At 33.9% G+C, this 21,946-nt stretch carries 19 protein-coding genes; 13 read left to right on the top strand and 6 right to left on the bottom strand.

Annotated elements, in window-relative coordinates; all coding sequences use genetic code 11:
- Positions 1-99: 99 nt before the first annotated feature.
- The 3 genes from ACZ2G0_RS05655 to ACZ2G0_RS05645 form a co-directional block, all read right to left on the bottom strand.
- Positions 100-630: an inorganic diphosphatase gene (locus ACZ2G0_RS05655; protein ID WP_470309390.1), complete on the bottom strand. Its 531-nt coding sequence runs from the start codon at positions 628-630 to the stop codon at positions 100-102.
- A 117-nt stretch (positions 631-747) separates the two neighbouring features.
- Positions 748-3,234: a DUF5686 and carboxypeptidase-like regulatory domain-containing protein gene (locus tag ACZ2G0_RS05650; protein ID WP_470309389.1), complete on the bottom strand. Its 2,487-nt coding sequence runs from the start codon at positions 3,232-3,234 to the stop codon at positions 748-750.
- Positions 3,235-3,310: 76 nt separating this feature from the next.
- Entirely contained in the window at positions 3,311-4,288 is a 978-nt protein-coding gene (locus tag ACZ2G0_RS05645; RefSeq protein WP_187009510.1) for a pyruvate dehydrogenase complex E1 component subunit beta, read from the bottom strand.
- A 348-nt stretch (positions 4,289-4,636) separates the two neighbouring features.
- Here ACZ2G0_RS05645 and ACZ2G0_RS05640 point away from each other — a divergent pair, with 348 nt between their 5' ends.
- The 6 genes from ACZ2G0_RS05640 to ACZ2G0_RS05615 all read left to right on the top strand — a co-directional run bounded on the left by ACZ2G0_RS05640 (position 4,637) and on the right by ACZ2G0_RS05615 (position 11,585).
- Positions 4,637-5,326, top strand: a complete 690-nt coding sequence (locus tag ACZ2G0_RS05640; RefSeq protein WP_470309388.1) for a GLPGLI family protein — start codon at positions 4,637-4,639, stop codon at positions 5,324-5,326.
- Positions 5,326-7,974, top strand: coding sequence for a carboxypeptidase-like regulatory domain-containing protein (locus tag ACZ2G0_RS05635; RefSeq protein WP_470309387.1), 2,649 nt, complete (start codon positions 5,326-5,328; stop codon positions 7,972-7,974). Before ACZ2G0_RS05640 ends, ACZ2G0_RS05635 begins: the two co-directional genes overlap by 1 nt.
- A 110-nt stretch (positions 7,975-8,084) precedes the next feature.
- Positions 8,085-8,831, top strand: a complete 747-nt coding sequence (locus ACZ2G0_RS05630) for an electron transfer flavoprotein subunit beta/FixA family protein (protein ID WP_470309386.1) — start codon at positions 8,085-8,087, stop codon at positions 8,829-8,831.
- A gap of 100 nt (positions 8,832-8,931) precedes the next feature.
- Positions 8,932-9,900, top strand: coding sequence for an electron transfer flavoprotein subunit alpha/FixB family protein (locus ACZ2G0_RS05625; protein ID WP_470309385.1), 969 nt, complete (start codon positions 8,932-8,934; stop codon positions 9,898-9,900).
- A gap of 164 nt (positions 9,901-10,064) precedes the next feature.
- A complete protein-coding gene (locus ACZ2G0_RS05620; protein WP_470309384.1) occupies positions 10,065-10,691 on the top strand; it encodes a bifunctional nuclease family protein in 627 nt (208 codons plus the stop codon).
- A gap of 69 nt (positions 10,692-10,760) precedes the next feature.
- Positions 10,761-11,585, top strand: coding sequence for a thymidylate synthase (locus tag ACZ2G0_RS05615; protein WP_470309383.1), 825 nt, complete (start codon positions 10,761-10,763; stop codon positions 11,583-11,585).
- A 6-nt stretch (positions 11,586-11,591) separates the two neighbouring features.
- On the opposite strand, the gene ACZ2G0_RS05610 is transcribed toward ACZ2G0_RS05615, so the two are convergent.
- Positions 11,592-11,888 (bottom strand): isoamylase early set domain-containing protein, encoded by a 297-nt coding sequence (locus tag ACZ2G0_RS05610; protein WP_300285109.1) that lies wholly within the window; start codon positions 11,886-11,888, stop codon positions 11,592-11,594.
- 236 nt (positions 11,889-12,124) lie between these two features.
- On the opposite strand from ACZ2G0_RS05610, the gene ACZ2G0_RS05605 reads away from it, so the two are divergent.
- From ACZ2G0_RS05605 to porT, 4 genes are all read left to right on the top strand, one after another.
- The gene (locus ACZ2G0_RS05605; RefSeq protein ID WP_470309382.1) at positions 12,125-12,460 is read left to right on the top strand and encodes a 2TM domain-containing protein; all 336 of its coding nucleotides are present in this window, start codon (positions 12,125-12,127) and stop codon (positions 12,458-12,460) included.
- Positions 12,461-12,469: 9 nt separating this feature from the next.
- Positions 12,470-12,952, top strand: coding sequence for a dihydrofolate reductase (locus ACZ2G0_RS05600; RefSeq protein ID WP_470309381.1), 483 nt, complete (start codon positions 12,470-12,472; stop codon positions 12,950-12,952).
- Between the two features lie 572 nt (positions 12,953-13,524).
- Entirely contained in the window at positions 13,525-14,256 is a 732-nt protein-coding gene (ubiE, locus tag ACZ2G0_RS05595) for a bifunctional demethylmenaquinone methyltransferase/2-methoxy-6-polyprenyl-1,4-benzoquinol methylase UbiE (protein WP_470309380.1), read from the top strand.
- Positions 14,257-14,273: 17 nt separating this feature from the next.
- On the top strand, positions 14,274-14,975 hold the full coding sequence (gene porT / locus ACZ2G0_RS05590; RefSeq protein WP_470309379.1) for a type IX secretion/gliding motility protein PorT/SprT: 702 nt from the start codon (positions 14,274-14,276) through the stop codon (positions 14,973-14,975).
- Between the two features lie 20 nt (positions 14,976-14,995).
- Here porT and ACZ2G0_RS05585 read toward each other — a convergent pair whose 3' ends face one another.
- The gene (locus tag ACZ2G0_RS05585) at positions 14,996-15,727 is read right to left on the bottom strand and encodes a TrmH family RNA methyltransferase (RefSeq protein ID WP_470309378.1); all 732 of its coding nucleotides are present in this window, start codon (positions 15,725-15,727) and stop codon (positions 14,996-14,998) included.
- Positions 15,728-15,764: 37 nt separating this feature from the next.
- On the opposite strand from ACZ2G0_RS05585, the gene tamL reads away from it, so the two are divergent.
- From tamL to accD, 3 genes are all read left to right on the top strand, one after another.
- Positions 15,765-18,329: a translocation and assembly module lipoprotein TamL gene (tamL, locus tag ACZ2G0_RS05580; RefSeq protein ID WP_470309377.1), complete on the top strand. Its 2,565-nt coding sequence runs from the start codon at positions 15,765-15,767 to the stop codon at positions 18,327-18,329.
- A 66-nt stretch (positions 18,330-18,395) separates the two neighbouring features.
- On the top strand, positions 18,396-19,463 hold the full coding sequence (gene fbaA, locus ACZ2G0_RS05575) for a class II fructose-bisphosphate aldolase (RefSeq protein WP_300285130.1): 1,068 nt from the start codon (positions 18,396-18,398) through the stop codon (positions 19,461-19,463).
- A gap of 111 nt (positions 19,464-19,574) precedes the next feature.
- Complete coding sequence (accD, locus tag ACZ2G0_RS05570; RefSeq protein ID WP_470309376.1) at positions 19,575-20,429, top strand: acetyl-CoA carboxylase, carboxyltransferase subunit beta; 855 nt, start codon at positions 19,575-19,577, stop codon at positions 20,427-20,429.
- 116 nt (positions 20,430-20,545) lie between these two features.
- Here the strand turns inward: accD and ACZ2G0_RS05565 are convergent, their stop codons facing one another.
- Positions 20,546-21,796: an ABC transporter permease gene (locus ACZ2G0_RS05565; protein WP_470309375.1), complete on the bottom strand. Its 1,251-nt coding sequence runs from the start codon at positions 21,794-21,796 to the stop codon at positions 20,546-20,548.
- Positions 21,797-21,946 lie beyond the last annotated feature (150 nt).

The following is a 21,946-nucleotide window of genomic DNA, read 5'->3' as shown; positions in this document are numbered from 1 at the left end:
TTGTTGGTTAATAATCAATAAAGTATGAAAACGAATTTAAACAAAAAAGCAACACTCTTCACAGAATGTTGCTTTTTTTATAAATTATCGGGGGATTTATTACTTAATACTGAATAATCCCTGTGGTTTATTTTCAATTTGATCAAAACGTTCGGTACATTTTTTAATAATGTCGTAAGCTTCATCAACATTTCCCCATCCGCCTACGTCAACCGTTTTATTTTCAAGGTCTTTGTACACTTGAAAAAAGTGCTCGATTTCTTTAAGTAAGTGCGGATTCATATCTGATAAATCATTCAATGAATTCCAAATAGGATCAGATACAGGAACACAAATTACTTTTTCATCTGGTCCTTTATCATCTGCCATATGAAAAACTCCAATTGGCTTAACTTCCATTACGCAACCAGGAAAAGTTGGCTCAGTCAATAAAACTAAAACATCTAATGGATCACCATCTAAAGCAAGCGTTTCAGGAATAAAACCATAATCAGCTGGATACATCATTGACGAGAATAACATTCTATCAAAACGCATTCTTTTGATTTCGAAATCGTATTCATATTTATTTCTGCTTCCTCTAGGGATTTCGATTAAGACATCGAAAGTTATTATTTTGTCTGTAGTCATTTTATTAATTATCTAAAGTTCATTTAATGTGGATGCAAAAGTAACTCAAATACCCTTTTATTACAAAAAAATTTATATTTAATACATATGGTGATTTTAACCTACCATTTTTAGCTGCTAAAAGTAGAAACCAAACGAACCTTTAACAGTGAAATTTTGCGCATCGGGATTGTTCAAATAATTACCTCTCCAAGCAAAATCAAGTCTAAAAACCTTAAAGATATTACCTATACCTGCACTATATTCCCAATACGCTTTCTCAGGAGCTACGTAGGTCAAGCCCGATGCATTAATTGCACGGTTTGCATCTGATATCGTTCCATAAACAGTTCGCGCTCCTATAATTTCTCTCCAATTCAACTTTCGCATAAACGGAATTCTAGCAAACAAACGCCCTCCAAAATTATGCTCCCATTGTAAAGTGGCATATTGATCTGTAACAAACTCATAGAAGTTTAGGTTACTAAAAGTGTTTTCGATACTAAAGTAGGTTTGATTTCCTGGTATCACATTCATCAACCCTAAAGGAATCGTCCCAAATGTTTTACCCAACTCTACAATAACATTTGATCGACCTAATGGCCCAATTATAATAGGTTGCTTGTAATATAATTGTATTTTTTCATATTGAAAATCACTATCTAGCAATCCCTTAAATCCTTGGCTATAATTAAGAAAAAAGCGACTATACGGACTATCAACAACGCTTCTCTCTACTCCATAACCTATCGTTTTACGATTAGGAGTATATTCGATTTGAAAATTAATTTCTGATTGCTTAACGTCACTTTTAGTAATAGTACGGGCAGCATCAGTAAAATAATCCAAACTAAAAATACTTGATGCCGATTGTAATGTGCGGTATGAAAATCCTGTTTGAAAAGTCAAATTTTTAACAGGCTCAATTTCAATCGCCACATTAGAAAGGTTAATATTAGTTAACTTCCCATTGCTTCCTGACGAAAACAACGATGACGATGCAAAACTTCGTCCTAACACGTCGTTAGTCGTGGTTAAACTAGCACCTATTTGTTCAATATCTCTGCGGTTACCTGCTGATAATATGATTCTCTTTTTCTTATCGACCATCCACTTACCTGACAAACCGTATTTGAATTTATCGTCATCAAACCCATATGCAGTATACCCTTGCAAACGCCAAGCGTCATTGGGACCAAAATACGTCCTACCTCCTACTCGTAACCTAATTCCCTCGACTACATTGTAACCAAAAGAGGAAAAAATAGGACCATAATCAAAATTACCAAACTGCACATATCCGCTTCCTAGTATAGAAACTGCACTATAAAGCTGCTTGAATTTTTTAACGGTTTGCAAGGTATCTAACATTTGGTACACACCTCGTTCGTCCTTATTTAAATTTTCAAAGCGATTCTCCTCCCAGAACTCCTCGCTTTTACTGTACACCTCGTTATCAATGTAATTGACTTCCTCTTTATATAAAGCGAGTGGCTGCTCGATATTGAATTTATGGTTTTGATATAAGGTGGTTCGTTTACCATAAACCCCACGAGATTCTTCTTTTTTGTTCAGCGCAAAGTCAGACATCATGTAATCTCTCGTTAGCAAGAAAACCGAGTCGTTTTGCACCTCAAATTCCTGCTCAATATAAATATCCTTTACCCAGTTAATATTAGCACTTTTGGTAACGGCCATATTAATTTTCTTGATCGCAAATGTGGTGTCGCTTACCCAAAAATCTCCTTTAAACGTAAGTTCGTTTTTACGACGTGGGTAAAACAAAATATTAAAACACCACTTGTTATCGATATATGCGCTATCTCTTAAAACATAGTTATATACATCGATTCCTGTTTTAGAAAGCGGACTCGTAAAACTCTTATCAAAAAAAGTAAGGTGGTTATTGTAAATATCATAATCAGAATAAAGATCTTTTACAAAAGACAAAATTTGCTGATTATTACTAAAACCAGAATTCTTGTTTGCTTTTAGCTTCTCTTTTACTTTATTGATTTTGTTGTTTCCATAAACATCAGCCAAAGATTCATTAATAAAAATGGGCAAATACGTTTTACCGGTAACATCTGAGGTATCTATATGCTGAAATACAAATTCCATTCCCTTAAAAAGTTTACTTTTCATGAAAGCACTATCAATAGTGTTCATATCAAATTCGACTTTCTCATACTTTTCCATTTGGTATTGATCAAACTGATACAAGCCATTCTTGCGTTTTCTCTCCCAAATTTTTCTCAAGATATCAAGTGCAGGATTGTCTTTTTTAGATGTTTTACCAGTAAAAATCACAACCTCATTCAAACTTTCAGCCTCGTTCAAAATCACCTTAAAATCGTAACTAACCAATTTAGTAAGCGTAATTTCTTTATCAGAAAAACCAACAGAAGTAACAATTAATACTTCATAATTATTTTTCGATTCAAGGTAAAATCGTCCATCTTCGTTTGACATAACACCTTGATTGGAACCCTTAAAAACCACATTGGCATAAGGAACAGGCTGGTTCATTTTATCTACAATGATTCCGCTTACTTTTGTTTGTGCATACAAAGAGGTAAGAGAAAAACTCATAAATAAAAGAAAATGTAAAAGCGTCTTGTTCATAGGATCTGTTTTAAAAAAAAGCTTCATCAAACTAACGTAAGATGAAGCTTTTATAGTATTTAGTAAACGTATTTAATTATTTATACATTACCTTTTTTACTGCCTTAATAACATCATCAGCATTTGGCAACCATTCCTTTAATAAAACAGGAGAATATGGCGCTGGCGTGTCAGCAGTAGTAATTCTTTGTATTGGCGCATCTAAGAAATCAAATGCACGCTCTTGAACGATATAAGTAATCTCCGAAGCTACACTAGCAAATGGCCAAGCTTCTTCAAGAACAACTAATCTATTTGTTTTTTTAACTGATGCAATAATAGCATCATAATCCATAGGACGTACCGTTCTTAAATCGATAATTTCGCATGAGATTCCTTCTTTTGCCAACTCTTCTGCAGCAATGTGAGCCTCTTTGATAATTTTACCAAATGAAACGATAGTAACATCAGTTCCTTCACGTTTGATATCAGCAACACCAAGCGGAATTACATATTCGCCATCAGGAACTTCGCCTTTGTCACCATACATTTGCTCTGATTCCATAAAAATTACAGGATCATTATCACGTATAGCAGCTTTCAACAAACCTTTAGCGTCATAAACTGTAGATGGAACTACAACTTTTAAACCTGGAGTATTAGCAAACCAGTTTTCTAAAGCTTGAGAGTGTGTTGCCCCTAATTGTCCTGCCGAAGCAGTTGGACCACGAAAAACGATAGGAACATTAAACTGTCCACCTGTCATTTGACGCATTTTAGCTGCATTATTAATAATTTGATCAATACCAACTAAACAAAAGTTGAAGGTCATGTACTCCACAATCGGACGGTTCCCGTTCATGGCTGAACCTACAGCAATACCCGTAAAACCAAGCTCAGCAATAGGAGTATCTATCACTCTTTTTGCTCCAAACTCAGCAAGCATCCCTTTAGACGCCTTGTAAGCACCATTGTATTCAGCAACTTCTTCACCCATTAAGTAAATGGACTCATCCTGACGCATTTCTTCGCTCATCGCTTCGCAAATAGCCTCTCTAAATTGTATCGTTCTCATATATATATATTATGTAAGTCAAGTTTTCGAAAAGCAAAAATAAATATTTAAAACCATTTACAAGCATAATTTTCTGTAAAATTACTAGGAGCTTTTTCCGGCTATTCACTATATCTTCTTGAGCCTAAAGAAGGCTCAAGAAGGATGCCGTTACTATCCGGGCTACGAAATCGTAATAGTTTAACATAAAAAATATTGAATATTTCTAAGTCGCAATCACAAATAACTAGTATCATGTTAAATAAAAGTGAATTCTAAACTACTTTATCCCTTTTTATTTTTACTTTACGAAAGATTTAAGTTACAAACAAAACACAAGAAACAGACCTATAAATACACAATACGACAATGAAAAAAAAATTACTACTTACATTGGTTTTTTTAATAGCAATCACCCAACTGCACAGCCAAACTTTAAAAGGAATAATTACGGAAACTCCACTAAAAGGTGTAGGAGATGAAACCGAATTATCTAAGAAAGCATCAAAACCCATGACGTTCTCGTATACCTACTCTCAAAACAAATCTATCCAAAACCTGATATCAATCGAAAAGTCATCTATTGACACAACCTATATTGAAAAATACGGAAATAAGTACCAAACCACATCTACGGTAAATAGGCCTTCTTCGATCACGTACTATAAAAATTTTGAAGCAAAAAAATACAAGGTGCTTTCTACTATGAATGATAAGGACACTAATGTAAAAGAAGCATTACCAACCTTCAATTGGACATTAGTAAACGAGAGTCAAACCATAAATGGTTACACATGCAAAAAAGCCACCACTACAAATACAACTTTTAATTCAAATCAATCTATTGTTGCATGGTACTGTGAATCAATTCCTGTAAACGACGGACCAGGACAATATTGGGGACTACCTGGATTTATCATACAAATCGAGATTAATAAAAACGCTATATTAACTTTTGATAAATTAGTTTTCAGTAAAGAAAATACGCAAATAGACGTGCCAAATAATAGTGCTCCTGAGCTTAGCTATAGTGACTATTTAAAACAAAATTCTCATTAATGACGCATTTAAAAAGCATTACAATACATTTAAAAAAGCAGTTATTCTGCTTTTTTTTATTTTGCAGTTTCCCTCTTCTAGCACAACATAGTATCACTGGAAAAGTATTTGATGCAATAGGCAAACCAATAAGCCAAGCAACTGCGGTTGTAAAAAACATAAAAACGGATCAAACTATCGCATTTACATACTCTGGAAAAGACGGGAATTTTAGCATTCCTTTGGAAAGCAAAGGAACATATATTCTTAAAATTAGTTATCTAGGTTTAGCAACTTATAATAAAGAAATCACCGTAATTACTAATTTACTAGACTTAGGAAAAATTACACTTAATGAAAGCAAAGTTGACCTAGAAACAGTAATCATCAAAAGTGAATCCTCTGGAATGACAGAAGTTGGCGACACCTTAAAATATCGCATAGAAAAATTCTTAAACGGCACTGAAGAAACCCTCAAGGATGTTTTGAATAAACTACCCGGTTTGGATGTTGATAATGAAGGTAAAATCAAAGTTAATGGTAAAGCGGTAGATAAATTTTTGATTGATGGCCAAGAATTCTTCATCGACCAACAAAAAATAGCGACTGATAATATCTCCGCTGAAATGATTAAAAACATTGAAATCATAAAAAACTACACTGAATTCAAACAACTTAAAAAAGAGCAAAAATCAGGATTAACCGCTATTAATGTCAAAATCAAAGAAAAATTTAAAAATAAAATCACTGGAAATATTGCCTTAGGAGTTGGTCAAGAGAAATTTAATCTACACACCAATCTCTTTAATTTTGGCAAAAAAATATACAGTAGTCTTATTAGCGATTCTAACAACACAGGGGAACTCGCTCTTACTATAAATGATTATATGTCGTTTGTCAACAAAAAAAATGATGCCACTAATGGCGAAGTTACGTTCTCTAAAAACAGTGACTTACCACGATTTTTAACATTAGGAAATAACGTTAAAAATCGTGAGTCTTATTTGACTGGACTAAATTTCAAATATTTCCCTTCAAAAAAAATGGAGGTAAACCTATATTCCTTATTTAATACCAATTATCAAACAGAGGAGCAAATAGTAGAACAAGAATTTTATGGTGCAAATTCTAATTTTTTCAATACCGAAAAAAGAAATACACAGGAAAACTCCGTATTCAACATCACTTCCTTAGATGCATCTTACAAAAACACTTCAAATTCACTGTTTACCTATAAATCCATTTTCTCCAACTTTTCTAAAAACAACTTTGTTGATTTAACCACATCCAATAACAAAATAGACAACGAAAACAATGCCGTAGATTTCAACTTCAATCATAACTTGGAGTACTCCTTAATTTTAAAAAGAAATAAGCAATTGCGAATAAAAGCAGCACAGGAAATCACAAACAAATCCAATGATCTAAATATTAGCGCTAATCAACCTATTTTAAATTTAAATTTCCCTTTTAACAACTATACTATCGCCCAAAATACTAATTATAAAAAACAAGTCTTACTGTTAAACTCAAATTTTGATTTTTATGTAAAAAACCACCCTTTTAGTATTTTTAATGAACTTGTCCGCAAAAGAGAGCAATTCGAATCTTTTGAGAAACAATTTTTGCAGTTCCAAAATGAGCTACTACTAGACAACAACTCCAACACAATAGGACTTACCTCTAAATTTGAATTAGGTTTAAAAAACACATTGACAACAAATTTATCGTACTCCGCTATATCCTTGAACACAGGTACACAAGAAGCCAAAAAGCAGCTTTTTACACCTAGTTTTGCCCTAAAAACATCTTTCAGCAAACAACATTACGTCAAGTTGAGCTATGCACTAAACAACAAATTATTTGGAGCTGAAAATTTAATTGAAAATCAAACTATTGGAGATTACCGAACTATTTACAGCAATAACGATGTTCAATTTGATGCTATCAATAAAAATAATCAGTTTGGGATGGAGTATTTTTACAATAATTTGAAAAGGAACATAACACTTATTTCAAATATATCCTACCTCGAAGCTACAAATCCAATAACCAATAATTCATTTGCAACTCAAAACAGCAATTTAATTCAATATAAACTAGCACCTTACGAGAGTTTCTTTAACTCGTTTGTATTTGCCGAAAAACAATTTAAAAATTTCCCGTTTTCTCTAAAAGGTAGTGCTTCCTATGCAATTAATAACAAAAACATCTTTTACGAAAATCAAAAAAATGAATTAAATACGATTTCATATAGTGGATACTTTGGAATCATTTCAAGATTAAAAAATAAAAAATTACAATTTGAAACTGGTATACAATACTCCAAAGACACCTATACTGACTCATTTGCCACAAACGAACTAACAATAACAAAACCTTACTTTAATTCAAGCTTACAATTATCAAAAAGCCTCTCCTTTACGTCCAACTTGAGTGTTATGAAATACGAATCCATATCCTCATCAAATACTATTACTTTTTTTAGTCCAAGGTTAAGATACAGTATTCCAAACTCCAAAATAGAATTGAGTGCAATAGGAAACAATATATTCAATATTAAAAACAACGAACAAATAACAATATCAAGCGCCGCTAATTACAATCAACAAAACAGATCACAAATCTTAGCGGGATATTATCTCTTTTCGGCAAAATTAAAACTGTAGCCACGAAATCGTAATAGTTTAACAAAAAAATATTATGCACGCATAGTATATTATCCAAATTATTATTTTAAATTTGTAGAACAAAAGAATATACTTAAAATAAATACATCATGAAAATACTAGTTTGCATAAGCCATGTTCCTGATACTACCGCAAAAATTAACTTTGTTAATGGAGATTCAGAGTTTGATACTAATGGCGTACAATATGTAATTAATCCTAATGACGAATTTGGATTAACACGTGCTATTTGGTTCCAAGAAAAACAAGGCGCAACGGTTACTGTTGTAAATGTTGGTGGACCTGACACCGAACCAACTTTAAGAAAAGCACTTGCAATAGGTGCTAACGAAGCAATTCGTATTAACGCTAATCCAACAGATGGTTTCTTCGTAGCAAAACAATTAGCCGAAGTAATTAAAAACGGAGGATACGATTTAATTATCGCAGGAAAAGAATCATTAGATTATAATGGTGGAATGGTTCCGGGAATGGTAGCTGGAATTTTAGGATACAATTTCCTAAACTCTTGTACAGAACTAACGGTTGATGGATCAGCTGCTACTGCAGTTCGTGAAATCGATGGTGGTAAAGAAACTGTTTCTACTTCATTACCATTAATCATTGGTGGTCAAAAAGGATTAGTAGAAGAAAAAGACCTACGCATCCCAAACATGAGAGGAATCATGACTGCTCGTACAAAACCTTTAACGGTTATAGAAGCTGTTGGTGCATCTGTAACAACAAAAGCGGTGAAATTCGAAAAACCAGCACCAAAATCAGCAGTAAAACTGATTAATGCTGACAACTTGGATGAATTAATCAATTTACTACACAACGAAGCTAAAGTAATCTAACAAATCGTCGAAAGCCACAAGTCGAAAGTCAAAAGATAAAAATAGAATTTACTTTGAGACAGTAGACATTCAAACTTTAAGACCTAAAAAATAAAATAGTATGTCAATATTAATATACGCAGAATCAGCTGAAGGGAAATTCAAGAAAGTAGCTTTTGAATTAGCTTCTTATGCGAAAAAAGTAGCTGAATCATTAGGAACTACCGTTACTGCTTTAACAATCAATGCAGGAGACGTTTCTGAATTATCAACGTACGGAGTAGATAAAGTATTAAAAGTTAGCAATGATAAATTAGCTGGTTTTACCGCTAAAGCTTATGCTGATGTAATCAAGCAAGCAGCTGAAAAAGAAGGTGCTAAACTAGTTTTACTTTCTTCTACCACTGATAGTATTTACTTATCATCACTTACTGCTGTTGCGCTTAACGCAGGTTATGCCTCTAACGTAGTAGGACTTCCTTTAAGCACTTCACCTTTTCAAGTAAAAAGAACAGCTTTCTCAAACAAAGCTTTCAATATTACTGAAATCGAAACAGAAGTTAAAGTATTAGGTCTTGCTAAAAACTCTTACGGAATTTTTGAAAATCCAACTGCAACTACTGAAGAAGACTTTAGCCCAACTATTGGTGACAATGACTTTGGTGTAAAAGTAGAATCAGTAGAGAAAGTATCAGGAAAAGTTTCTATTGCTGATGCCGAAGTGGTAGTATCTGCAGGTCGTGGTCTAAAAGGACCTGAAAACTGGGGAATGATCGAAGAGCTAGCAACCGTTATGGGAGCAGCAACTGCTTGTTCTAAACCAGTATCTGACTTAGGTTGGAGACCTCACGGAGAACACGTAGGACAAACAGGGAAACCAGTAGCAACTAACTTATATATTGCAATTGGAATCTCAGGAGCGATACAGCACATTGCAGGTATCAACTCCTCTAAAGTAAAAGTAGTAATCAACTCTGATCCTGAAGCACCGTTTTTTAAAGTGGCTGATTACGGAATCGTTGGTGATGCCTTCGAAATTGTACCACAATTAATAGAGAAAATGAAAGCTTTCAAAAGTCAGCAATCATAAATTAAACCTCTGTATTTAATTAATAGCTGTCTGAGAACAAGATAATCGTATCTTTGTTTTCAGACAGTTTTTTTTGTCCTATTTTTGCATTAAAATTGTACGCCAATTAACAACTACAATAAATCAACAAAACAAGGTATTTATTACCTTTCATTACAACAATTATGAGCTTAGTTAAATTATCTATAAAAGGAATTTCATACAGCCAAACACAAAACGGAGCCTACGCTTTAATACTAAATGAAGTCGATGGCGAAAGAAAGCTACCTATCGTAATTGGAGCATTCGAAGCACAATCTATAGCGATCGCTTTAGAAAAAGAGATAAAACCACCTCGCCCTCTAACGCACGACTTATTCAAGAATTTTGCCGAACGTTTTGAAATCGTAGTCAAACAAGTTATTATTCATAAATTAGTTGATGGTGTTTTTTATTCTAGCATTATTTGTGAGCGTGATAATGTAGAGGAAATTATCGATGCGCGTACATCAGATGCGATTGCACTAGCACTTCGATTTAGCGCTCCTATTTTTACGTACAAAAACATCTTGGACAAAGCGGGTATTTACTTAAAGACCAATAATCAGGATAGCGATAAAGATTCTCAAGATATTGACGATATTCTTTCTAATCCTGAAACCTTTGGAATAGAAGACGACCACAATTCTGATCGTATTTACATTAAACATAGTTTACAAGAACTAACAGAACTTCTAGAGCAGGCCGTTTCCCAAGAAGACTACGAGAAAGCAGCTCAAATTAGAGATGAAATTTCTAAAAGAGAATCCTAAAATTTATTTCACAATCGGTTAGTTATTCAATCGTTACAACCCTAAACCGATTAACTTGATCCTTAAAAAATGAAACAATATTTAGATTTAGTACAGCACGTTATGGAGAACGGTTACCAAAAAGGTGATCGCACTGGAACTGGAACAAAAAGTGTATTTGGATACCAAATGCGTTTTGATTTAAGCGAAGGTTTCCCCATGGTAACTACCAAAAAACTGCACCTTAAATCTATTATTCATGAATTACTTTGGTTTTTAAAAGGAGATACTAACATAGGTTACCTTCAAGAAAACGGTGTGAAAATTTGGGACGCTTGGGCCGACTCTAATGGAGACTTAGGACCGGTTTATGGCCATCAATGGCGCAATTGGAATAGTGAGGAAATTGATCAAATAAAAGATCTAATTACCGAACTAAAAACCAATCCCAATAGCCGCCGTATGATAGTTTCAGCATGGAATCCATCAGTACTGCCAGATACCAGCAAATCGTTTGAAGAAAATGTAGCCAACAATAAAGCTGCTTTGCCTCCTTGCCATGCTTTCTTTCAATTTTATGTCGCTGATGGCAAATTGTCTTGTCAGTTGTACCAACGTAGTGCTGACATCTTTTTAGGTGTTCCTTTTAACATTGCTTCCTATGCTTTGTTAACAATGATGATTGCCCAAGTTTGCGGCTTCGAACCTGGTGAATTCATTCACACCTTTGGTGACGCACATATTTACAACAACCATTTTGAGCAACTAGAATTACAACTGTCTAGAAGTCCAAAACCATTACCAAAAATGATCTTGAATCCAGAAATAACGGATATTTTTGATTTTAAATTTGAAGACTTTACACTTGTTGGATACGAACCACACGATGCTATAAAAGGAAGTGTAGCCGTTTAATCAGCGCTATAATTCCAAAACACTGTTTTCAGCACCAGCAAAGGAATTGTATTTGTAAGCATCTGCTTCAGATTCGTTTACATAAGCGCCGTCCACAAGGTATTTAAACTCGTAAGAAGCATCTTTATCGATATCAAAAACACCTTTAAAGGTTCCGTTTTTCAATTTATTAAGTTCGCCTTCCTCAGGATTCCATCCATTAAAATCACCAACTACCGCTGCTAACTTAGCTTCTTTTGCAACTACTGAAAAAGTCACTTTGCACACTGGTTTTGTTTTTACAAATTGTTTTTTAATTGCCATAACCGCTTAATTTATAGGTTTATAATTCAAAGTAAAAGAAATTAAATCAAACTACAAGGCATCCATTTCACTTTTGAGAGTATGCGAAAATTGTTGCTCTATTTAAATTGATACTTAAAAAACTTCCGTTAAAAATTATGGATTTAAAAAAGAAATTTATTTCACTCTAAATATCGCAACTATCATTTAGCGACTTTCCAATTTATATTTTATCTTTATAATCTAAAAACCAAACCATGGAAAAAGACCAACACGAATTATATGAATATGCCCGAAAAAGGCTAAAACAAAAAAAGAGATTATATTTTCACTTCGTCGTGCTTTTTTTAGCCAGCTTATTTTTATTCATTGCTACAAAAATTTTCAGTTTTAATCCTGAAACCAATTGGTATATATGGATAATCACTATCTGGTTTTTTATTTTTCTATTGCACTTTATAAAAGTTTTTATCACGGATCGCTTTATGAATAAAAATTGGGAACGGGAACAATTAGATCGTTTGATCAACTTACAGAAAAAGAAAATAGCCGAATTACAAGCAAAAGTAGAAGACGAAACCACCACTAAATAAAACAATTAAATGATTATAATGATTGCAGCCGCCGCAGAAAACAATGCGCTTGGCAAAAACAATGATTTAGTTTGGCACTTACCCAATGACTTTAAAAGATTTAAAGCTTTAACTTCTGGTCATCATATTATAATGGGACGAAAAACATTTGAAAGTTTTCCTAAACCCCTACCCAACAGAACCCACATTGTAATAAGCAGACAAAAGAATTATGCTCCTGAAGGCTGTATAGTGGTAAATAGCATGAAAGAAGCTATTGCTGCATGCCCTAAGGAAGAAGACATTTTTATAATTGGTGGAGGTGAAATCTATACTTTAGGAATATCCTTGGCAGATAAAATTGAACTAACTTTAGTCCACGAAACTTTTGAGGCCGATGCCTTTTTCCCTGTAATAAAAGAAGAAGATTGGAGGTTGGACCAAGCAGAGAAGCATTTAAAAGATGACAAACATCAATACGACTACACTTATCAAACTTATGTTCGCAAATAAAAAAACACCCAATCAAGGGTGTTTTTTTTCTAATTCAAAATCAATCAATGACGGGAAATAACGAACTACTCTTGAAACATTATTTGATAACATAAAATGAGAATAACAAATGCTAACAATACCCCCGAGATAAAGATGATAGCATTTGCTGTTTTTTGAGAGTACATCTCAAAGAAGCCTTTAATACCAAATACCACAAAGGCACTAAAGACAAAGAAAATTAAAATTTCCAAAAACAAATTTAATCCTAAGAACGTATTTCGCGTTGAGTTTAGGCAACTGCTTTGTAAAACAGTACCTTCCAAACTAGTTACCAGAACAAGTGAAATTAGTAACGCAAAACCTAACCACTTGATTTGGCCCATTAAATCCCTATTAATCATTGACTTTTTGATTTATGTAAAATTCTACATAATAAAAGAGATGCACAATACCCACTTTTAGTGATTTTTCATTTTTCTTATTTTCAATTATTACTACCTAGTTAGTTTGCCTCAAATTGCTTTGGTAGTGAATAGCGCTTTTAGCTTAATAATATATTGGATTATAGTATCTTTGTAAAAAAATAAAAAATGTCAAAAAATATTACTCCATATAAAGACTCAGGATTAGGAAAAAAAGAGCAAGTTGCTCAAATGTTTGACACTATTTCTGGAAATTATGATAATTTAAATCGTGTTATTTCATTTGGAATAGACATTAAATGGCGTAAAAAAGTACTCAAAATAGTTAACGATGCGAAACCTAAAACCATTTTAGACATCGCTACGGGAACAGGAGATTTAGCTATTTTAATGGCTGAAACCAAAGCACCAAAAATTATTGGGTTGGATATTTCAGCAGGAATGCTAGAGGTTGGTGTTAAAAAAATAGCTGATAAAAACTTATCAAAAACGATAGAAATGGTCTTAGGGGATTCTGAAAATATGCCTTTTGATACTGATTATTTCGATGCAGTTACTGTTGCATTTGGAGTAAGAAACTTTGAAAATCTAGAAAAAGGACTTACCGAAATTCTAAGAGTATTAAAGCCAGAGGGTGTTTTTGTGATTTTAGAAACCTCCGTACCGGATAAAACTCCATACAAACAAGGGTATCAGTTTTACAGTAAAAACATTCTTCCTCTAATTGGTAAGTTGTTTTCAAAAGACAATGCGGCCTACGGTTACCTATCCGAATCTGCTGCAGCATTTCCTTATGGTGAGACGTTGAACAATATTTTAAGAAAAGTTGGGTTTATAGATGTAGTTGCTATGCCACAAACGCTTGGTGTCGCTACCATATATGTTGCATCAAAAAAATAAACAAAGCTTTCGCAAAAATGAAAAAAATAGCAGTCTTTTTAGTTCTACTACTCTGCAGTTTCGGATATGGTCAAACAAAAGGCATGTTCAGCAAGGATCCTATCGTTAATTTAGAAAATTTTCAAAAACAAAAAGTGTATTTTGGATACTACCTTGGCTTTAACTCTTTTGATTTTAAAATCGATTATAAAACTGTAGGACCGGACATTCAAACCAAAAAATCAACAGGTTTCAACGTTGGAATTGTGGGAGATTTAAAACTGCAAGAATATATTAATCTGCGTTTTGAGCCGGGATTGTATTATACAAAAAGAGATTTGAACTACCCCAATTTTTCAAGAGAGATTGACCGAATTAGAGAGGTGAATAGTACTTATATCCATTTTCCGCTTTTACTCAAATTCTCTTCTTTACGAACGGGTAACATTAGGCCTTACCTCGTTGGCGGAGTTTCTGCAACATTAAACTTATCTAGCAATTCTAAATCGATAGACGACAACTCCCAACAACGATTTAGGGTAAAACCTTGGACTACTAATTATGAAGTAGGCTTGGGAATCGACATTTTTTCAGAATACTTTATTTTCTCTCCTTCTATTCGAGGTTTGATAAGCATTAATGATGAATTAATTCGAGATAACGACCCAAACAGTCCTTGGACTGGAAACATTCAATCCTTAAAATCAAGAGCAATTTTAATCAATTTCACCTTTCATTAATTTCACTTTCCAGAAAGTAATTACAAAGAAGCTCTCTTGAATTCACTCAACACAATTGCGGTCGCGGTGGCTACATTTAAACTTTCCGTCTTTTGAATGGAGCCAAAGCGAGGTATCGATAAACGGTGACTCACAATCGCTTCAATCTCTTTTGAAATTCCATTCGCTTCATTACCCATTACGATGATACCTTCTTTAGGTAAGGTAGTTTTGTATATAGTTTCGCCGTCCATAAAGGTACCAAACACCTCTAATTTAGCTGTTTCTAAATAGTCTTTTAAGTCTACATAGCTAACGTTGACCCTAGAAATAGATCCCATAGTGGCTTGTACTACTTTTGGATTGTAAACATCTACCGTTTCCTTTGAACATACTATTTGCTGAATACCAAACCAGTCACAAAGGCGTAAAATAGTACCCATGTTTCCCGGATCTCTAATCGAATCTAGCGCTACGATTAAACCAGTATTTGATAGCGGTTTTTCACTACCCATCTTAAAAATTGCCAAGCAAGTATTTGGGGTAGCCAAAGCCGTTATCTTTTTTAGGTCAGCCTGATCGATTATTGTTTTTTTATCCCTTGAAACAGATGGAAAGTCATTCTCGGTAGTGTACAAATGAATCAGCTCAAAGTTAGATAGTACCAATTCTTGAATCACTTTTATGCCTTCGGCAAAAAACATTTGATTGGCAATGCGATACTTTTTTTGCTGTAAACTAGTTATTAGTTTTATTTGGTTTTTACTAACCATAAAAATATGTACTTTTGAATTAAATATTTTGGAACACTTGAAAAAAATCTTAACAAAAATATCATTATTTATTCTAATAGGGATAATTATATCTGCATGTGACGCTGAAAAAAGAGTCCCTGCCGAAAAAAGACTTCTTACTAAAAATGAAATTCTAGTTAATGACAAGAAAATCAACGATGAAATCGTATTTAATCAACTGTATCAAAAACCAAATAGTAGTTTGTTTTTAGGATACAAATTACGTCTTCATTTGTACAACTTGGCCAATTTAAATCCGGATTCCACTTATCAAGCTAAATTCGACAAAAATCCAGGTAAATATGAAAGAAAATCGAAGTTGTTATCTGCGAAACAAGTAGACCGTTTAGGAAAATCATTCTGGTACCACGGTATTCACGACTTTTTAAAAAGAACAGGCGAACCTCCGGTCATTATTGATAGTGCAAAAACTACAAAATCACTACTGCGACTTAAATACTATTACTTTAACGATGGCTATTTTGATGTTGCCACAAAAGCTTCAGTAGACACAACAAGTCCTAAACGAGCTGCTGTAAAATATCTAGTTAACACGGGAGCGGCTTATTTACTGGATACCATTAAAGCAACAATTACAACACCCGCTTTAGATTCCTTGTTCCAATCTAAAAAAGAAAGTTCGGCCTTGAAATCAGGGCATCAATATAGGACTATAGATTTTGAAGAAGAGCGAACACGAATCGCAACGCAATTTAGAAATAATGGAGCCTATTATTTCCAACCCACTTATGTTAATTTTGACATCGACACTATTGGCAAAAAAAAGAAGGCTGATGTTAATTTAATCATTAATGATTACTCCTACCAAGACAAAGATTCCACTCGAACAACACCTTTTAAATTGTATACCATAAGTGACGTAAACATTTACACTGATTACAACTCGAACAAAGAGTCGCAACGCATTACAGATAGCCTAAGCTACAAGAACTTTAATTTGTACAGCCACAGCAAATTAAAATACAAGCCTGCTGCCATTACTGATGCTATATTTATTAGCAAAGGGAGTTTATTTGCCGACAATAAAACGGTGTTAACGAGCAGGTATTTAAATAATCTTAAAATTTTTAATTACCCTACAATTCAATACGAGGTCGATAGTCGAGATTCAACCGCTAGCTCCTTAATTGCTAAAATTTATTTAACGCCCCGCAAAAAATATAGTTTTGGAGCCTCTTTTGACATAACGCACTCGAACATTCAAGATATTGGAATCGCTTTTAGTCCCTCCATGACTGTACGTAATGTTTTCAATGGTGCCGAAACGTTGCAACTATCCGGAAGAGCTAATATAGGTTCGTCTAAAGATTTAGCCAATCCAAACAATCAATTTTTTAATGTTTCAGAATACGGGGTAGACTTATCCTTAAATATACCAAGAATTTTTCTGCCTTTCTCTACCGAAAAAATCATTCCTAAGAGTATGATTCCTTCATCAGTAATTTCATTGGGTATTGCAAGACAAACAAACATAGGTCTCGACAAAGAAAATTTTACAGGTGCGATCTCTTACAATTGGAATCCAAAAAAGAACAATACCGCTCGATTTGACCTACTTAATGCTCAATTCGTACGCAACCTAAATCCAAATAATTATTTCAATGTGTATCGATCTTCGTACGATGCCTTAAATGCTATTGGAAAAACATTCAACACGAACAACAATTATTTTGACAATACTACTGATAGAAACTTAATTATTCAATCAGGAACGACAGGGTTCACTAATGAGGTCCTCAACAATGCCACAGCATTAACATCAGGAGATGATGAGTATCAGTCCGTAAAAAGTATTGAAGAAAGAAGAGTGCGATTGACGGAGAATGACTTCATATTAGCTACAAGCTTTTCTTTTACGAAAACCACCAAAAAGGATCTACAAGACAAGTCATTCTATCAATTTAAAACCAAAATTGAGTCTGCTGGATCCCTACTTTCACTTATAGCTAATGTTTCCAATCAATCTGTAAATGCAAATGGGAATCGAGAAATATTCAATTTAGAATATTCGGAATATATTAAAACTGAGTTTGACTACATTAAACATTGGGATCTTTCTAAAGAAAAAGTACTAGCGATACGCAGCTTTTTTGGAATTGCAATTCCTTTCGGGAATTCTGATAATATACCGTTTTCTCGAAGTTATTTCTCAGGTGGATCTAATGATAATCGCGCATGGCAGCCATACAGTTTAGGACCTGGAAGCAGTGGAGCTCTAAATGATTTCAACGAGGCTAATATGAAAATTGCTTTTAGTTCAGAATTCCGCTTTCGATTATTTGGCGATCTAAAAGGGGCTTTATTTGCTGATGCGGGTAATATTTGGAACGTTAGCGATAATGTCACAGATCCAAAATCAACATTTAATGGATTTAGTAGTTTAAAAGACTTAGCGCTTGGTTCCGGATTTGGATTGCGGTATGATTTAACCTTTTTAGTGGTCCGATTTGACTTTGGATTTAAAACGTATGATCCTGCCAATGAATCGGGAAAAAAATGGTTTAGGCAGTACAACTTTGCCAACACAGTTTTAAATTTTGGAATAAATTACCCTTTCTAATGCTAATTAATTCCTATTTTTGCTGTCTGAAACTAAAAACAAAAGAACCAACTAAAAAAAATTAAAATGGGACACAATATCAAACCGGGCGTTGCCACAGGAGATCAAGTACAGGAAATTTTTAATTATGCAAAAGAAAAAGGCTTTGCACTACCTGCAGTAAATGTAACAGGATCTAATACGGTAAACGCAGTGTTAGAAACAGCAGCAAAGTTAAACGCACCAGTTATTATTCAATTTTCTAATGGAGGAGCACAATTCAACGCTGGAAAAGGATTGTCTAATGAAAACGAAAAAGCAGCTATAGCTGGAGGAATCGCCGGTGCCCTACACATTCATACATTGGCAGAAGCGTACGGAGCAACTGTTATACTACATACTGATCACTGTGCTAAGAAATTATTACCTTGGATCGACGGTTTATTAGATGCCTCTGAAAAACATTTCGCTGCTACAGGAAAACCACTTTTCAGCTCTCACATGATCGACTTATCAGAAGAGCCGATTGAAGAAAATATCGAAATTTGCAAAGGATATTTGGAGCGTATGAGTAAAATGGGGATGACCTTAGAAATCGAACTTGGAATTACAGGTGGTGAGGAAGATGGTGTAGACAACTCTGATGTTGACAGTTCAAAATTATACACGCAACCTGAAGAAGTATCGTATGCATACGAAGAACTTTCTAAAATAAGCCCAAAATTTACAATTGCAGCTGCTTTTGGAAATGTACATGGAGTATATAAACCAGGAAATGTAAAATTGACTCCGAAAATTCTAAAAAACTCTCAAGATTACGTTCAAAATAAATTCAACACAGGACACAATCCAGTTGATTTTGTTTTCCATGGAGGATCAGGATCTACACTTGAAGAAATTAGAGAAGGAATTAGCTACGGAGTAATAAAAATGAATATTGACACGGATTTACAATTTGCTTTTACAGAAGGTATTCGTGATTATATGGTTAAAAATCTTGAGTACTTAAAAACTCAAATTGGAAACCCAGATGGTGCTGATGTGCCTAACAAAAAATATTACGACCCAAGAAAATGGTTGCGTGAAAGCGAAATCACTTTTAATACTAGATTAGAGCAAGCGTTTGCCGACTTGAACAACGTGAATACATTATAAAATAGTGTACAGTAGGCAGTTTCTAGTAGACAGTTTAAATCATTTACACTGAACACTTCAACTAATTACAAACACTAAACAATTGATTACTGAACACTGAATACTAGAAAAATGGCTTGGTTTAAAAGAAAAGAAAAAGGAATTACGACTGCTACCGAAGACAAGATGGACGTTCCTAAGGGACTTTGGTACAAATCTCCAACAGGTAAAATTATCGATGCTGACGAACTAGAACGCAATTTATTTGTAAGTCCTGAGGACGGTTTTCACGTTAGAATTGGAAGTAGTACTTATTTTGAAATTTTGTTTGACAACAACGAATTTAAAGAGTTGGACAAAAACCTAACCTCTAAAGATCCTTTGCATTTTGTCGATACTAAAAAGTATGCAGACCGTTTAAAAGATGTAATGGAAAAGACCAAATTAAAAGATGCAGTGCGAACGGCTGTTGGTAAATCCAAAGGAAAAGATGTAGTGATTTGCTGCATGGATTTTGCCTTTATTGGTGGTTCGATGGGAGCTGTAGTTGGAGAAAAAATTGCTAGAGGAATTGATCATGCAATCAAGCACAAACTTCCGTTTGTAATGATTTCAAAATCAGGTGGAGCTCGTATGATGGAAGCCGCTTACTCTTTAATGCAGTTAGCAAAAACATCTGTTAAGTTAGCACAGTTAGCTGAAGCTAAATTACCTTATATCTCTTTATGTACTGACCCAACAACAGGTGGAACGACAGCCTCCTATGCCATGTTAGGAGATATCAATATCGCTGAACCTGGTGCGTTAATTGGATTTGCTGGACCTAGAGTTGTTAAAGACACTACTGGAAAAGATTTACCAGAAGGTTTTCAAACATCAGAATTTTTATTGGAGCACGGTTTCTTAGATTTTATTACACCAAGAAAAGAATTGAAGGACAAAATTAACTTGTACATCGATTTGATTCAAAATAACGATGTTAGATAATTAGTACTTTTATACCATATAAAAAGCCCAAGAAGTATCTTGGGCTTTTTTATGCTTGAAAATTAAGCTAACAACTTAAAAAGTCGAGTTGTTGTTCAACAAAAGTCGATTATATATTACATCCCCGTTCTAATTGCTTCAACAGGATCTAATTTTGATGCGGTAATTGCAGGTAAAATACCCGAAATCAAACCAATTAAAGCAGCTAAACTTGTTCCTAAAAGAATATTCCCCATTCCGAGTATAAATTCAAAGTCTAGTGCCTTAGTTAAGACAAAAGCTATTATCCAAACTAAAAACAGTCCGATTACCCCACCAATAACTGATAATATAATTGCCTCAAACAAGAACTGAAATAAAATAAACTTATTTTTTGCCCCTAATGACTTTTGAATACCAATTAAATTAGTTCGCTCTTTTACCGAAACAAACATGATGTTAGCGATTCCAAAACCACCAACCAAAAGTGAAAAACCACTAATCATCCATCCACCAAATTTCATGTTTAATATTATTCCATCAATTAGATCGGTAAAACCTGAGAAAACATTAATAAAGAAATTATCAATCTCACCTGCTTTTACCCCTCTATACATTCTTAGCTTTTGGGAAATCTCTTCTTTATAAGCCTCCATATCTACACCGCTATTGGGCTTAAAAACAATAACATTAGTCAGAGACGTGTTGTTATCTCCAAACGATTGACGGATGAAGTTTACTGGCAAATAAGCTGAAGTATCGTCACTATCACCAAAAAGCCCTGCTCCAGCCTTTTTCAAAACACCAATAACGGTTAACTTTTGTCCATAAACACGAACACTTTTACCAATAGGATCGATGCCGTCAAATAACGAATTAGCAATTTCATTTCCTAGAACGATAACCTTAGCTCCTGAGTTAGCTTCTGATTCGTTATAAAATCGACCTTTTTCAAATTCAAGTCCTTGAATATCGATGAACTCATAGGATACTGGAACCATATTTACATCTGAAACCACATTGGAATCGTATTTTATCGATTCTCTTTTAGTAAAAATTTGAAAAGCCAATTGCTTCGTATTTGTCATTGCACCTTTCAAGTAGGTATACTCATCATACTGCACATTAGGAAACTGTTCTCTTTTCCATTGCGGAATTTCTGATGGTCCAAATGAAAATTTCATTAAGTAAATGGTGTTTTTATCTAATGAACTTAAATCCTTAGTGATTTTTTGATCTAACGAATCAACAGCAGCAAGAACGGCAATGATTGAAAAAATCCCAATAGTTACCCCAAGCAAGGACAGCAAAGTTCTTAATTTATTGTTACGCAAGGCATTCATAGCAAACGTAAAACTCTCTTTCAATAATCGAAAATATAGTATCATAAAATCTTGATATGGGTTATTGTAAAATTCAATAAATAGTGTTCAAAAACCTAACGGATTCGATATTAGTTTTAAAAGCAAATTATAATTCAGATTTATACTTACAAAAAACCGAATATTTCTAAATTATCTCTTTTTCTAATAGCTCAA

This window comes from Flavobacterium sp. KKT103 (genome assembly GCF_055640565.1).
Note: the sequence above shows the minus strand (reverse complement) of the source record. Positions and strands in the feature narration are given on the sequence as shown.